Origin of the sequence: Candidatus Pseudoscillospira sp. SGI.172, from assembly GCF_050313575.1 — a bacterium.
In the GTDB taxonomy this organism is placed as follows: Bacteria; Bacillota; Clostridia; order Oscillospirales; family Oscillospiraceae; genus Vermiculatibacterium.
In genome coordinates this window covers 1-13,832 of the sequence record NZ_JBNPLQ010000045.1, presented here as the reverse complement: position 1 = coordinate 13,832, position 13,832 = coordinate 1, and the positions used below count along the sequence as shown (strand labels likewise).

At 54.0% G+C, this 13,832-nt stretch carries 10 protein-coding genes; 6 read left to right on the top strand and 4 right to left on the bottom strand.

Annotated elements, in window-relative coordinates:
* The 4 genes from ACQRD3_RS12680 to ACQRD3_RS12665 form a co-directional block, all read right to left on the bottom strand.
* On the bottom strand, nt 1–491 hold a 491-nt coding region (locus ACQRD3_RS12680; protein ID WP_427781631.1), incomplete at its 3' end, for a cohesin domain-containing protein.
* Between the two features lie 111 nt (nt 492–602).
* Nucleotides 603–8,036 carry a phosphodiester glycosidase family protein gene (locus ACQRD3_RS12675; RefSeq protein ID WP_427781630.1) on the bottom strand — a complete coding sequence of 2,478 codons (7,434 nt, stop codon included), beginning with the start codon at nt 8,034–8,036 and terminating at the stop codon, nt 603–605.
* Between the two features lie 59 nt (nt 8,037–8,095).
* Entirely contained in the window at nt 8,096–9,214 is a 1,119-nt protein-coding gene (locus tag ACQRD3_RS12670; RefSeq protein WP_427781629.1) for a zinc-ribbon domain-containing protein, read from the bottom strand.
* Nucleotides 9,215–9,423: 209 nt separating this feature from the next.
* The gene (locus ACQRD3_RS12665; protein ID WP_172697341.1) at nt 9,424–10,053 is read right to left on the bottom strand and encodes a recombinase family protein; all 630 of its coding nucleotides are present in this window, start codon (nt 10,051–10,053) and stop codon (nt 9,424–9,426) included.
* A 172-nt stretch (nt 10,054–10,225) separates the two neighbouring features.
* On the opposite strand from ACQRD3_RS12665, the gene ACQRD3_RS12660 reads away from it, so the two are divergent.
* From ACQRD3_RS12660 to ACQRD3_RS12635, 6 genes are all read left to right on the top strand, one after another.
* Nucleotides 10,226–10,468, top strand: coding sequence for a helix-turn-helix domain-containing protein (locus tag ACQRD3_RS12660; protein ID WP_427781628.1), 243 nt, complete (start codon nt 10,226–10,228; stop codon nt 10,466–10,468).
* Between the two features lie 188 nt (nt 10,469–10,656).
* The gene (locus ACQRD3_RS12655) at nt 10,657–11,616 is read left to right on the top strand and encodes a helix-turn-helix transcriptional regulator (protein WP_427781627.1); all 960 of its coding nucleotides are present in this window, start codon (nt 10,657–10,659) and stop codon (nt 11,614–11,616) included.
* 123 nt (nt 11,617–11,739) lie between these two features.
* Entirely contained in the window at nt 11,740–12,138 is a 399-nt protein-coding gene (locus tag ACQRD3_RS12650; protein ID WP_024723002.1) for a helix-turn-helix domain-containing protein, read from the top strand.
* Nucleotides 12,135–12,740, top strand: a complete 606-nt coding sequence (locus tag ACQRD3_RS12645; protein WP_427781626.1) for an ImmA/IrrE family metallo-endopeptidase — start codon at nt 12,135–12,137, stop codon at nt 12,738–12,740. Before ACQRD3_RS12650 ends, ACQRD3_RS12645 begins: the two co-directional genes overlap by 4 nt.
* Before the next feature lie 51 nt (nt 12,741–12,791).
* Complete coding sequence (locus ACQRD3_RS12640; protein WP_427781625.1) at nt 12,792–13,028, top strand: hypothetical protein; 237 nt, start codon at nt 12,792–12,794, stop codon at nt 13,026–13,028.
* A gap of 244 nt (nt 13,029–13,272) precedes the next feature.
* Nucleotides 13,273–13,767 carry an AsnC family protein gene (locus ACQRD3_RS12635; protein ID WP_427781624.1) on the top strand — a complete coding sequence of 165 codons (495 nt, stop codon included), beginning with the start codon at nt 13,273–13,275 and terminating at the stop codon, nt 13,765–13,767.
* The last annotated feature ends 65 nt before the right edge of the window (nt 13,768–13,832 follow it).

Sequence of the window (13,832 nt, the reverse complement as noted above, 5' to 3'; positions counted from 1 at the left end):
GTGCTGCCAGGCACATTCACTCCGCCGGGAATGATATTCACTTGGAAACTTTCATTTTGTATGCCCGTAAATCCATTGTTTACGATGTCCACCTTAGCATTATCCGAATCCGTCTTAGCAATGAACTTCAGAGTAAACAGTGCACCATCGCCACTAAGAAGTTCTGCGTTAGCAAAGACTACTTTATTCTGTTTTACATTGGGCGTAAAGAAACCATTGCTGAGCAGGGCTCCTTTGACAACGTCCTTCAATTCCAGCTTGTTTTGATCATACACAACGGTAAAGTCAAGGCCAGCAAAGCCCGGGTTGTCCGCAAGGGAAACATTCAGTGTGACTTCCTCGCCCGCTGTAACTGCTTTTGTCACAGTCTCAACAGTGATAGTCGCCGCACTGCTGTCATCAGTGCCAGTTGCCATAGCAGGGGTGATTGCCATTGTGAGCACTACCGCTACGGAAAGAAGCACCGATAACCAGTGTTTTGCATTCTTCATGTTTTTCTGTTCCTTTCTTTTATAAAAAATGTTGTATCACATGATACACAAAGGGTTGGTGCTTCTACCGAAGGATGCCCTATCCAGCATCCTTCGGTAGAAAAGAGAACCTCAATCGTTGTAGCCAGCCAAGCGTCGCAGTAACGTTACGGCATCCGAAATATTTACGGTGCCATCACCGTTCATATCGCTATTTCCGATGATTATATTTACACTCTCATCCCCCGCGAGGTAACGGAGCAGAGCCACTGCGTCGGAAATATTGACCACGCCGTCGCCGTTCACATCGCCCGTCACAAAGACAGTTTCCGCAAAAGTCATGTCCAATTTTGCGATACGCTGTGTGAGCCAATTCTGCATATCTGCAAGAACCGAAGCATAGGTGGTGTTCTTCCAAATGTGTTCGGCATTATTCGGATCTCCCACTCGGATATACGGCCAGAGGACGAAGTTCATTTCCGCACTATCTGCCAGGCAGTCCGCATAACCATAGATCGTACCGTTCTCCGTGATCAGAGCATTGGCTTGCGGAGCAAATGTCGCGTTATAGTATGCGATGACAGCCTCCCGGAAGTCGGGGATCTGGATCAGCGCTTCCGCCAGATAGTGATAGTCGGTCGTGTCCGGCGAGATATACTTGGTCCAGCCGGTGCCGAGCGTCATGTCCTGATCCCAGATGGGACCGGCATACATGATCCCGTTGACATCCTTATAGAAATAGAGCGAGGAAATGAAGCCGTCCGGACTCAGCGCCAGTTCCTGCAGCAGGAAGATCTTCACGAGCGAATCACGGTCAACATAGTCGTAATAGTGCTTGCCGTCATCGTTGATGCCGGTGTAATTGCCGTTTTTGTCCGTGGCATAGACCGCATTCTCAAACGCCTGATAATACTCGCTGATGTACTTCATAGCTGCATCGCCGCACCATTCGGGGCTCTTGACATTGACGCCCTTACCCTTCTTGGTCACAAATCCGTTGACCTCATCCGGTGCGTCGTGGTTCAGCTCCAGCAGGTATCCGCCCGTGATGTCGGTCGGGTCAGTAAGGCCGGTCGTATAGATATAGCTCCCACCATAGGCATTGGTGCCGGTCGCGGTGGTCATGTTCGTCCCATACTCCGGATTCTGATCCTTATACGCAGCTTCCAGATCGGTGATATTGATGCCGGTATCCTTGACCGCATTCTTTTCGCTCAGCAGATACACGCCGCGATACTCACCATCGTAGTACAGGTTCACCCAATCGCAGCTCGCTGTATAGGGCATTCCCAAAGCAGCCGCCATGTCCTTGAACAGCTTGTCATGCATCAGTGTAGCGTCGAAGTAGTTTGCCAGGAGCACCCACGTCTTCACGTTCTCGCCGTTTTGCAGCAGATTGGAGGCCGTTTCCAGCTTCATCTGATAGGACTTCTTCGCAGCGTAGGTAAAGGTGGAATTGCCGCGCGCCTTGAGCTCTTTGATGCCCGTACTGATCTCGCCGCCGGCTGCGTCGATCATCTTGAGCGCCGCCGTCGTGGTGTTCCCCTTTCTGCTATCCACATAGCTGCGTCCCTGTGTGCTCGCATCCGTGCTGGTCAGATAGATGGTCGGCAAGCTCGTCGCCTGCATGATGCGGACGGTGAACGCTGTACCGTTTCCGACTTTTGCAGTCAGGAGGCGATAGCCGTCCGTCTCAGAAGCCAGAGCGGAAACATTCAGTTTAGCAGCATTGCCGGTAACAGGCTGGCTGCTCTGATCGCCTGCAATCACCAGACTGCCGTCATTAGCCGAGCGGGTGATGGTGACATTCAGGTTCGCAAGATCTGCCGAGGCAGGCAGGAACAGGTAATTTGTACCGTCCACATCGACCGCCGGAATCTGCATGCCATCTACTGTGGCAGTCATAGCCGTTACATCTGCCGAAAGAGGAGACGTTGTTGCGCAGAGGATATTGGACCATTTTACGCTGGTGTAGACCTTGTTGTCTTCTGTCGGAACCTTAGTCCGGCCAGCCGCTACGAAATAATACGCTGTGTCCGCGCTCAGCCCCGTGACTTCAAAAGTGGTATTTTCAGTGGTTCCCAGAGACTTGCGGCTTTGGTTCTTCTCGTCGCACTGGAAGACCTCATAATACTCCGCGCCGGGAGCCACGCTCCAGGCAAGGGTCAGGGAATCTATTGCAGCAGAAGTGCATCTCAGATCCTTCACATTGTTCGGAACAATGTAGTAGGTCAGCGTTTTATTGCCGTAGTAATTCCCTCGGCCTTCGCATTTGATCTCGGCCTTGCCGACATTCTTGCTGTCCGGCCATTCCACATACAGATCGGGGATCTGTCCATTGATGAGGTTGGCGTCATTGTTCTGCGTCAGCACGTAGTCGCCGCGTTTGGCAAAGCTGCCGGGACGAACACCGGTGCCGGTGTAATAATAGTTGGGGGCCGGTTCGATATCGCGAGGCTTTTCAGGGCTTCCGAATTTGAAGTCGACATCTTCGCTGTTGATATCGATGCCGTGGCACTTGCAGACCGTGCAGGTATGGTTCTCATCCCATTTGTGATCGACGGGGCGCTGAAAATCAGATCGATCCGTTGCCGTGCATTGCGGACAGGTATAGGTAATATAGCCACCGGTCACGCAGGTGCGGCTGTCGCTCTCCGTGGTCCGGAAGGCGTAGCCGTCCGCGCAGGAATGGTATCTGTCCTCGCCCTGAGAAGAGAACTCGTTTTTCTTGACGATTCCGTTTGCAAGGATGACCTGTTTGCTGTCTGTGGTAGAGAGCAGACCACTGAAAGCATAGTCGCCTTCAGGTTTCAGTGCCGTACCGCAGACTGTGCAAGTGATCGTTCCAGCGGTCATATCGTACTTGCTGGTGCCATTCACCGTGTGCTTGCCCAACTCGCAGTCGGTGCGCGTTTTGGTGTAGGAATCCAGCTCAGTGCCATCGTACTTGATAGCCTTGACTGTGAAGGACGCTTCCGTTGCCTGCACTGTGAGATACATGCCGTCGTATTCGGTATGAGGCTTGGCGCACGCATAGTACTCTCGCTTTTCAAACTTGTTGCTCTTGCCGCTCAAATCACCGCAGACAAAGTACACAACGCCGTTTCGGCTGTTTTCCGTCTGCTTCACGCCGCCGAGCATGGGATAGGTGCGGGCATAGGCATGGTCATCACCGCCGAAGACGAAGCTGAAGCCTGCCTTCTCAATGCTGGCAAGGATCTCCGGTGTTGCGGAAACGGACTCGGTGCCATAGATGGGCTCGTGCGACACGAGTACCTTCCAGACGCAGTCGGTGGTCAGATTTTCGGCAATGTCCGCCAACGTCTCAGAGAGCTTCGTGCCATGGTTCACGACGACTACACAGACCTTGCCGTATTCCATTTTGTACCAGCTGTTCTGCGCGCTCTCAGGCAGATCATAGATTGCCTTGCTGATCTTGCCATCCGCATCGCCGTAATACTCATGGTTGCCCAGCACATGGATCAGATCCACGCCGCCCAGCGTACCGCTATTGACCGTATTCAGGAACGGACGGCAATGCGTTTCATACATTGTCACATTGTCGATGGCATCGCCGGTCTGAACACCGAAGTCATAGCTTCCTGCTCTCAGCTTTTCCAGCGCTGCAGCCAGATTTGCTGTGTCGCCTGTTTGAATGTCGCCCAGGATGAAGAAGTTGGTGGCTTCCGCGTCCACGGCAGGCGTTTTAAAGCTCTGCGTATCAGACCATGTTGTCCCATCGCCCACCTGATAGTAGTAGGTAGTGCCGGGTTTCAGATCGGTAAGCGTTACCTTGTTGCTCCGCAGCGCATCGCCGCAGGTGCTCTGCACAAAGGTCTGGATCGCGGAGGTCCCATCCACCGTAGTGGCACCACTGAGTGCGGTCTCGGTGGAATACTTTACCTGTGCCTTTGCCGCAAAGCCATCGATCTGGGTAAGCCAGGTAATGCTCTTGGTTCCTGCTTTCGTCACACCGTTGGTGAGAATGCCGAAGGGCTTGCCGCCGTTCTCAGCCGTCCTTTCACAGACGATCACGCGCTGGTTCCAGGAGCGGCCGCTGCCGGCCTTTTCGGCATAGAAGGTGTATTCGCCCGCCGTGTCAAAGGTTTTGGTAAATGTGCCCTTCATGTTGGTGCTGCCCAACTTATGGCTGCCATCACTGCTCACCTGATAGATATCCGCACGAGAAATAGGCTTGCCGTCGGCATCCGTTACGGTCAGTTCGGCAGACATCCCGGCAATGGCCTGCTCACAGGTGAGCTGATAGCTTGCCGTCATGGGGACAACCTTTTCTGTGCCGGAGAAGGTATAAGCCGTTCCAGTTCCGCTATCGTTCGCGACGGTGTAGCTGCCCTGCGTCACCGTGCATTTCAGTACGCTGTCCGATGCGGCATTTTCAGGAATCGTGATGATGAGATAACCCAACTCGGAAACATAGTTGTAATCCGTGTCCTGCACACCGGTACGCATCGCCCGCCGCGCCTGCGTAGCTTGCGGCTTTGTGACCGTGATTTTGGCAAGTCCCTTTGCCAAAGCGTTTTGATCCAGTGTCAGCGTATAGTCGCTGCTGAGTGACTCGACCTTAGCGCCCGCAAGATACTTCGCAGCGTTGCCCATAGCGCGGAAATCCACCGTCAACTCTGCCTTTGTGACAGGCTCGCCAGTGTTATTTACAATAGCAAAGACGTATTCCTTGCCGATCTCCGGCGGCTCGGGCTGGGGCAGGATATCAATGGCAGACTGCATCCCCTTTGCGTCCTCCACACGGAAGGTGCGTGTTTCGGTGGTCACGTTGCCGTAGAAGTCCTTAAGCCGGATGGTAAGGGTATGGGTGCCGTTACGGAGCGCCACGCCCTTGAGGTAGAGGGAACCGTCATTGATCTCCAGCTTGCCGGTATAGTCCGTACCGTCCAGCAGCACGCGGATACCGCTGGTATCGATGCCGGTAGCGTATTTATCGGTCAGCTCGCTGTCGGAATAGACGGCGTTAAAGGTGAGATTACCGCTGTTCAGCACGGCAGAACCGTCGCTCAACAGCGCCGTGCCGGAGGAGGTCTCGGTGACCGATTCCAGCACCGGCTTGGTCACGTCGTTGGTATTCGTGCCGTAGATGAACTGGAGATTATCGATGTAAAGATAACCCGCACGCCTGGTGCAGTTCTGGGGGGAGGTAACACGTACCGTATAGCCGCGGCACACATCAACGGGCATTTGGAACGCAGAAATATCCGCTTCTACCCAGGTCCAGCCCTTACCCGCCCAGTCGCTGAGCGTACTGCCGCCCACCGTGCCGTCAGCATTGTAGCTGTAGTACTGAACATAAGCCGCCGTACCGGTGAGCTGCTTACCGTCAACGTAGCTCACGCTGCCATCAGCATTCAACTTCATGTAGGCGGTATTAAGGTTGGCTTCAAACGCAGCGCCCTTCAACACAGCCTTGAGGATGGAAGTATCTCCAGCACTATCCTTTGGCACATTGATCCACAAACCGATTCTGGTCGGCTGCATCGTATTTACCAGAAGGTCACCGGAGAAACCGAAGTCCGCTGCGGCGACCGCCGATGCGGCCGTAACATTGGTAAAATCATAGCCTAGCTTGAACGCATACTGACCAAAGCGAACATTTTCATCCTCTTCGGCACTGACAATTCTGTTATATCCTTCGGGGAATACCACACCCTTATCGGTCGTGTCGCGAATCCACAGCCGACTTTCTTTTACCTCTGTCGGAAGAAGTTGGCCACTGACACCAGCAGATGAGCGACCAGCATGGCATTTCCAGTACTCCGTCGCGGCTACACCGCCGTGATCCTCGAAGTCCATCAAAACAAACGGTTCCATGCCAACCGCAACATCGACTTCTCCATGGACTGTGGAATTAGTGGTAAGCGCTACATGGATCGTGCCGCGCAAAGAAGATTCCTCATCGGCTACAAACTTATTTCCAGAAAACTTTCCAATATAGGCAGAAAATGTTTGCTCCAGATTTGCGGGCTTCTTTTCGCCGATTGCGCCGCCGGAGGACACATACTCAACCTTTGCTGTGATTTTCATCGCACCGTTTTCCGTTGACGGAACCAACTCCGTCACGCGATAGGTTGATGTATAGGTCAGCGAGGATCCCCACGCATAGTATTCCACAACGACTGTATCCTTCCCCAGCGTATCCGGCGTGATTGCCATAGAGAAATCGCCCTTTGTGTTGTTCGCCTTGGGATCTACAAGCGCGTCAAATTTGTAATATGTAGGATCAACACTCCACACAAAGTCTCCATCCTTATAATGGACCGCTCTGCCCTGCCAGGTAGGCTTGAAGGTCAGGTCGCTCGTCTGGCCAAAATCAATGGAGACGCTGTTGTTGGTGAAGTCCAGCTTATCCGGCCACTGCACCTGAATTCTGGTCTGGCCAATGGTCTTGCCGCCGGCCTTCAGACCGACTTCGACCTCGCCGCAGGTATCGGCAGCCGTGTAAAGGCCATTCGCATTGATGCGGCCATTGCCGGAGAGAACCGCCCAGGAAGCACCTGCGGGAATTTCCGCCTTGCCGCCAGCGGCGTCAATGCCGGTCGCCGCAAACTGCACCGTGCTGCCGGGGGTATAGACCTCGTCATTGGGCGTCACCACCGCGTGGTCGAACTGACCTGTGGGCTTCGCCGTGGAGAGCACCATGATGGTGTTGGACACCTTACGCTCGTAGCCGTCGGACGGACGGCAGCGCAGGGTCAGACCGGCGGTACTGCTTTCCGGCTCGCCCTCGCGCTGGGTGGCGAAGGTCGAGGAGCCGCCGCCATCCAGATTAATGGCCTGCACGCAGCCCAGATCTTCCATGGAGGCCGCAACCTCTGCCATGGTCATGCCGACAGAATAGGGTGCCTGACGGCCATCCACCATGAACATCACCACCGTGCCGTCAGCCTTGATGCCGATGGCAGTGCGGGAAGCACGGGTAGAATTGTCAAGATCGCTGCGGGCATGGCCGTCCACAAAGATATCGCCAAAGCTGGCGACAGCTTCCAAAACATTGTCTTCTGCAAAGGCGGCATTGCATTCCTGCGCGCCGGTGATGTGTGCGTTGCCGATTGCATCGATCCAAAAGGTCGTACCGGTCGGCGCATTGATCTGCGTGCCGCTCATGATAAACGCGCCGCTTGGGCGACCGTTGCTCATGTCATAGCCGCCGGCGTTGATCGCGCCGACAACATTGGTTGCGCGACGGGTCTGCATGCTCTGCGCCTGTTTGGTCGTTTCCGTCATGGCCCAGTTTCTGCCGGTTTTGATGGTATCGATATTATCATCACTGTAACCGGCCGCAATGGAAGCTGTGGAGCCTTCGCCCACTTTGACCTCCATCACATGACCCATCATCTGCTGGGTCAGTGCGCCATTGTTCAATATCCATTCGTATTCCTTGACATCGGGTGTCATGGCATATTCCTTTTCGGATATCTGCCGGATACCCAGTCGGCCAAGTCCGCCGCTGCTTGCGTTCTCCGCTGCCTGAACCTGTGCCGGTAGCAGTGATGCCGTCAAACAGAATGTCAGCAGCAGCGAAAGCAATCTTTTCATGTGATCTCCTCCTACAGTATATGTTTTCTGCGGCCCCCCGCAGTTGAGCACCTATTATATTAGTGTGTCGGTTTCTCCGGCTGCCCGGCTAAGATCGCCGTACATTGGCTCAGCGGCCTGCCTGCGCAAACAGGGCAGCCGCAGCGCTGTTTTCCTGTACGGCTGCTGATGACCGATTTCCACGCATGGCCGTTTTCACACAGCCACCAGGCCTTCCGGCTGCTGCCGGGCGTCACCTGCTGCGGCGTGAAGCTGCCGTTAAGGGTTGGATGCCATTGCGACGCGATCACCGGCTCCTTGGTCTCCAGATCATTAAATCCCGGCAGGACCTTGCGGTTGGTGCAGTACGGGCAATCGCTCCCCTTATTCACACGGTGGGCGATGACCGCACAGAAGGAATGGCCCTTGTCACAGAGCCACCACACGCGGCGATTGGAATATGCGCTCACCGCCTCCGGCGTCAGCGCGCCGTTCTTTTTCCGGTCCCACTGGACCGCAAGCCGCGGATGCAGCGAAGCGAGATCATTAAATCCGGACAGGACCTTTTGTCCCGCGCAGAACGGACAGCCTGCATTTGATGTGACGCGGCTGGCAACGCTCGCCTGCCAGCTATGTCCTTTCGGGCACCTCCACCAGACCTTCCGGTGTGCTCCCGGCATGACCTGCGTCGGCAGCAACGGGGAATTCTTTTCTGTGTCCCAGTCCGAAAGCAGATCAGGGAATTTTGCCGCCAGAGAGTTTTCCTCCGGCAGAACGATGCGGCCAGCGCAGATGGGACAGCCCGTCCCTTGCGTGCGGCTTTTAACTGCAGAGCGGTAAGAATGCCCTTTAGCGCATCGCCACCATACAAGCCTTCGGCTGCCAACCGTCAGCTCAGAGAATTGCAGCGGGCCATTCTTCTCTGCATCCCATTCCGGCTCAAGCTCTGGATAGCACATTCGCAGGGCCTTCTTTGGCTCTGCCAAACGTCCTGAGCAGTATGGACATCCGCTGCCGGCGGAGCGAGAATAGATCTTTGCCTGCCAGTGATGCCCGCTGGCGCAGTACCACCATACCTTTTGATGGCTTCCGTAGGTCACATCCTTCGGCGTGAGCGGCGCATTGCGTTCACCGTCCCATTGTGCCAGCAGGTGAGTTTGTTCATGCCCAGTGCAGAAATCGTACAGAGATGGACGCATTACCGCTCACCTCCCGCAGAGTAGCTGTCCGCCTGCAATACAGGCGGATAGGGCTTTTATGGCACATTGTGTATCCAGCCCAGTGGTTAAAAAAGTACAGGTTGCCGACCACAGCGATATACACAAAATCTTATATATCTACCATAGCACTCCCCCAACAGAATAGCAATAGGCCAACGGCTTAAATCCGACTAAAAAAGCGTACTTTTTTATCCAAGCATCTCCGTCCGCTCTTTCTTAACAATTTCTTTACATCCGTCATCCTGCGCCCAGAGCAAAAAGCTCCGGTGGGTGACGCCCAATAGTTTTCCTGCCGCACGTGCGGACAGCTCGCCACGCTCCCAACGCGCTTTGACTTCGCCGAACCCTTCCGGCAGCGCCTTGCGGGGTCTGCCGAATTTCACGCCGCGCGCCTTCGCTGCGGCGATCCCTTCCGCCTGCCGCTGGTGAATGAACTCGCGCTCTGTCTGCGCCACATAGGATAGCAGCTGCAACACGATGTCTGCGATCAACGTTCCGGTGAGGTCGCGATTCCGCCGCGTGTCAAGCAGAGGCATATCCAGCACAACGATTGCCGCACTCTTTTCCTTTGTGATGATGCGCCATTGCTCCAAAATTTCTTCATAGTTTCTGCCGAGACGGTCGATGCTCTTGATCACAAGCGTATCGCCGTCTTTCAGTTTGCGCAGCAGCCGCTGGTAGCTGCGGCGGTCAAAATCCTTGCCGGACTGCTTGTCCACAAAAATCGCCCGGTCCGTTAAACCGAATTTCCGCAGAGCGATGAGTTGGCGCAACTCATTCTGTTCCTTGGTCGAAACTCTTGCATAACCGTATTCCATGTGCTGACCTCCCAATTTATCGGTGGATAAATTGTAAGCCAGGTGCCGGCCACATGGACAATATAGTGTTATATCACTATTATAGCACATATTTTTCTGTTAGTGAAGTATCACTAATAACCTTTTCTCAAATAATTTACCATAGTGGTAAATCGTCATGGAGGTTTACACTATGGATACTCGGGAAACTGTTGCACTTCGCATCCGCCAACTTTGCGCAGAACGAAAAATTACACCGAACGGATTAGCAAATCTGTCTGCCGTTCCTCAAGCAACCATCAAGAGTATCCTTAATAATGAAAGTAAAAATCCGGGCGTCATGACGATTAAGAAGCTTTGTGATGGTCTTGACATTACCCTCGGTGAGTTCTTCTCCACGCCTGAATTCGATACACTGGAACAGGAGATCAAGTGAAGCCTCTTTCTCAGCCTCTACCGCCAGCGCTCCTCCATTTTTTCGCGTAGAGTACACGCATAGTGCGTGAACTCTACGCTCTATACGGGGTATTCTCTCATTTTCACGGAAAATCTTCCATCCGCTGCTGCGTTTGACGGTTACGTATTGCCGCCGCGCCGTTTCCCATTTGAATGGAGTACAGCTACATGAAAAATGAATCCCAATATGGTCTGCTGCTATTGCAGCGGTATCTGTATGAGCATACGGATGACCAGCATCCGGCCTCTGTGGCGGATATTCTTGCCTTCTGGCAGGAGCATGGCATTCAGGCGGGGCGCAAGAGCGTATATTCCGCTATTGAAGTCTTGCAAAGCAGCGGTATGGACATCGTATGCGTCAAAAGCACCCAGAATCGATACTTCGTGGGTGAGAGGCTGTTTGAACTGCCGGAGCTGAAGCTGCTGGTGGACGCGGTAGAATCCTCCCGCTTTATTACGGCCAAAAAGAGCGAGCGGCTTATTGAAAAGTTGGGTAAGCTCACCAGTGAATCTCATGCCCGCCAGTTGGATCGGCATATTTATATGGACGGCACCGCCAAACCGGAGAATGAGTGCATCTATTACAGCGTGGATGAGATCCATAACGCCATTCAGGAAAAACGGCAGATCACCTTTCAGTATTACGAATACACCCCGCAGAAAGAAAAGATACTCAAGCATAACGGCTACCGCTATCAGTTTAGCCCGTATGCCCTTATCTGGAGCCGAGATTGCTATTATGCTGTGGGCTGGTCGGAAAAGCACGGAAAGATTGCACAATTTCGGGTGGACCGCATGACGGCAGTCGAACCGCTGGAACAGGCGGCAGTCCAGACACTGAATTTTGATCCGGCGGAGTATGTCCGCAAGGTGTTTGGGATGTACCCGGACAACCTCTGTACCGTAGAGCTGCTGTGCGATAATGAGATCATGCGCAGCGTCATCGACCGCTTCGGTGAAAATGTGCAGACGGAAACTGTAGATGAACAGCATTTCCGTGCCACAGTCGAGGTCGCGCCAAGCCCTCCGTTCTTCAGTTGGGTCTTTACCTTTAGCGGTAAGATTCGCATCGTCAGCCCAGCAGCAGTGCTGGAGGAAATGCAGGATATGGCAGCGTGGCTGAAATAACTTCTGGATGGTGTTCCTTGCGGGGAACACCATCTTTTTCACGTCTTGCCAATCGAACGAATGTTTGCTATACTGAGGCTACAGTGTTTCCAGAGAAGAGAACACGGATAGGAGGTGAGTTACTTGGAACAGACATTCGGCAGCTTCGTTCGAGAGAAACGGCAATCTATCGGATTGTCCCTGCGCACACTGGCGGCAAAGCTGGACTTGTCGCCGGTCTATCTGAGCAACATTGAGAACGACCGCAGACCGGCACCGACGCGCGCATATTTGGAACGGTTGGAGCAGGAACTGCATCTGAGCAAGGTGGAAACCGAGCAGATGCTGGATCTTGCCGCCAAGTCCCAGAATAACCGGGTATCCGCAGACCTGCCGGACTACATCATGGATCGGGAGATCGTCCGGGCCGCGCTCCGCACGGCGAAGGAGGCAGACGCCACAGACCAGGAGTGGCAGGAATTTATCGACCGGATCACCCAGCGCGCAAAGAAATCCAAAGAGGGCGGTGAAATAGACGCATGAAAAAAGCATATTACCGCGAACAGGCGCTGGAGCGGATCGCCCGCGATGTGATCACCGCCTATGACCCCAGACTTTATTACGGTTCCCCCGCAGCCATTCCCATTGAGGACATCATCGAGGCACAGGGGCTGGTGCTGGAGTATCAATATCTGCGGAATAATGGGCGGGTTTTGGGCGAGACCATCTTTGACGACGGTCTCACAGCGATCTATGACTGGGAAAACCACCGCTATGACCTTCTTCCCGTCAAGGGCGGCACCATCCTCATCGACTGCTCTCTCTGCGAAGAGGAAACATCTACCGGGCGGCTGCGCTTTACCTGCGCCCATGAGCTGGGGCACTGGCTGCTCCATAAGAAACAGTTCAGCGGGACCGGCGAAAACGCGGCGCTCCGTTCCGGCGATGAGAGCGACAACACATTGGAAGTGCAGGCGAACCTGCTGGGCTCTATCCTTCTGCTGCCGCTGCCGCAGGTCAAGCGCTGTTTCTATCAGCTGCGCTCCGGACAGACGAATCAACAGCTGGTGACGGATATGGCAGGTATCTTTCAGGTATCCAAGCAGGCCATGCGCATTCGGTTGGAGAACCATAACCTGCTGTAAAAAATTTTCATGTGCTGTTCTCAAAAAAGAGAACAGAGAAAGAGAGGCGCTATGTCAAAAACCAATTCCCTGCGCTGTCCGCTGTGCGGCAAGGGCCGTATCGCGGATATCCCCAGTGGTGTGGAGCAGTCTCAGTACAGGCTGTTTGCTCTGCACAGAGCGGAACACCCTGACCTGATCGCCAAATGCCCCAAGTGCGGCGAACAGATCGGCATCACGGTGCTGACACCGGATGCTCACCCCCTGATCCACACGCCCATCCACTTTATGGGATATGTTCAGGCATAAATTAAAAATCCAATTGATATGACTTCGTCAAGCGCACCAGCCACCCATCATCGAATATGGGAACATTGAGTTAGGAGCCTTACAAGTAGCTTTTCAGCTATGCGTAAGGCTCTTTTTTTGCGCCTTTCTTTGGCTGAAAAGCGGAAAGGCACACAATGCGCAGACGCTGGCAGCCCTATATCGCTAAATATCCGTGACCCAATCTCAGACATTTCAAAAAAATCTGAGATTGGAGTCATGAATCATGAAAAAATGGCAGGAAGAACGCAACTATCGGCGCGTTCGAAACGAGGCTGGCGAAGTCATCGCCAATATCATCACTGTAGACGGTATGGACGTAGAGGTGCCGGAGGATGTGTATCTGGCCTACTCCCAGGCAGACCGCCGTGAGCGCTACATCACGGAGGAACAGTCCTCCGGCAAGCTGCTCTCTCTGGAGCAGATGGAGGAGGACGACCTGCTTCCGGACTATGTCGGAGCGGAAACGGCCCCCAGTGCTGAAACGGAGGCACTGGAGCGTGAGGAACTTCGGAATCTGGCAGAGCAGAAGCAGATACTTTTGCTGGCGCTGCTGTCACTAAAGGATACCGACCGGGAACTCATCAACGCCCTGTTCTTCGACGGCGCGTCTACACGGGAATACGCCCAAAGAATGGGCGTCAGCCAGCGGGCGGTCATCAAGCGGAGAGACCGTATCCTGCGGGATCTCAAAAAGTTTTTTGAAAATTCCTCGAAATAAGGGTATTCACCGAACGCAATTTTCGGGAGGACAGTGAGGGGCTCCGAATCGCCCCTCGCTGTTCC

What these genes read in the sequence shown, in the direction of transcription:
- ACQRD3_RS12670 (WP_427781629.1), bottom strand. Translation starts at nt 9,214, where the DNA reads ATGCGTCCATCTCTGTACGATTTCTGCACTGGGCATGAACAAACTCAC.
- ACQRD3_RS12665 (WP_172697341.1), bottom strand. Translation starts at nt 10,053, where the DNA reads ATGGAATACGGTTATGCAAGAGTTTCGACCAAGGAACAGAATGAGTTG.
- ACQRD3_RS12640 (WP_427781625.1), top strand. Translation starts at nt 12,792, where the DNA reads ATGTCAAAAACCAATTCCCTGCGCTGTCCGCTGTGCGGCAAGGGCCGT.
- ACQRD3_RS12655 (WP_427781627.1), top strand. Translation starts at nt 10,657, where the DNA reads ATGAAAAATGAATCCCAATATGGTCTGCTGCTATTGCAGCGGTATCTG.
- ACQRD3_RS12660 (WP_427781628.1), top strand. Translation starts at nt 10,226, where the DNA reads ATGGATACTCGGGAAACTGTTGCACTTCGCATCCGCCAACTTTGCGCA.
- ACQRD3_RS12645 (WP_427781626.1), top strand. Translation starts at nt 12,135, where the DNA reads ATGAAAAAAGCATATTACCGCGAACAGGCGCTGGAGCGGATCGCCCGC.
- ACQRD3_RS12635 (WP_427781624.1), top strand. Translation starts at nt 13,273, where the DNA reads ATGAAAAAATGGCAGGAAGAACGCAACTATCGGCGCGTTCGAAACGAG.
- ACQRD3_RS12675 (WP_427781630.1), bottom strand. Translation starts at nt 8,036, where the DNA reads ATGAAAAGATTGCTTTCGCTGCTGCTGACATTCTGTTTGACGGCATCA.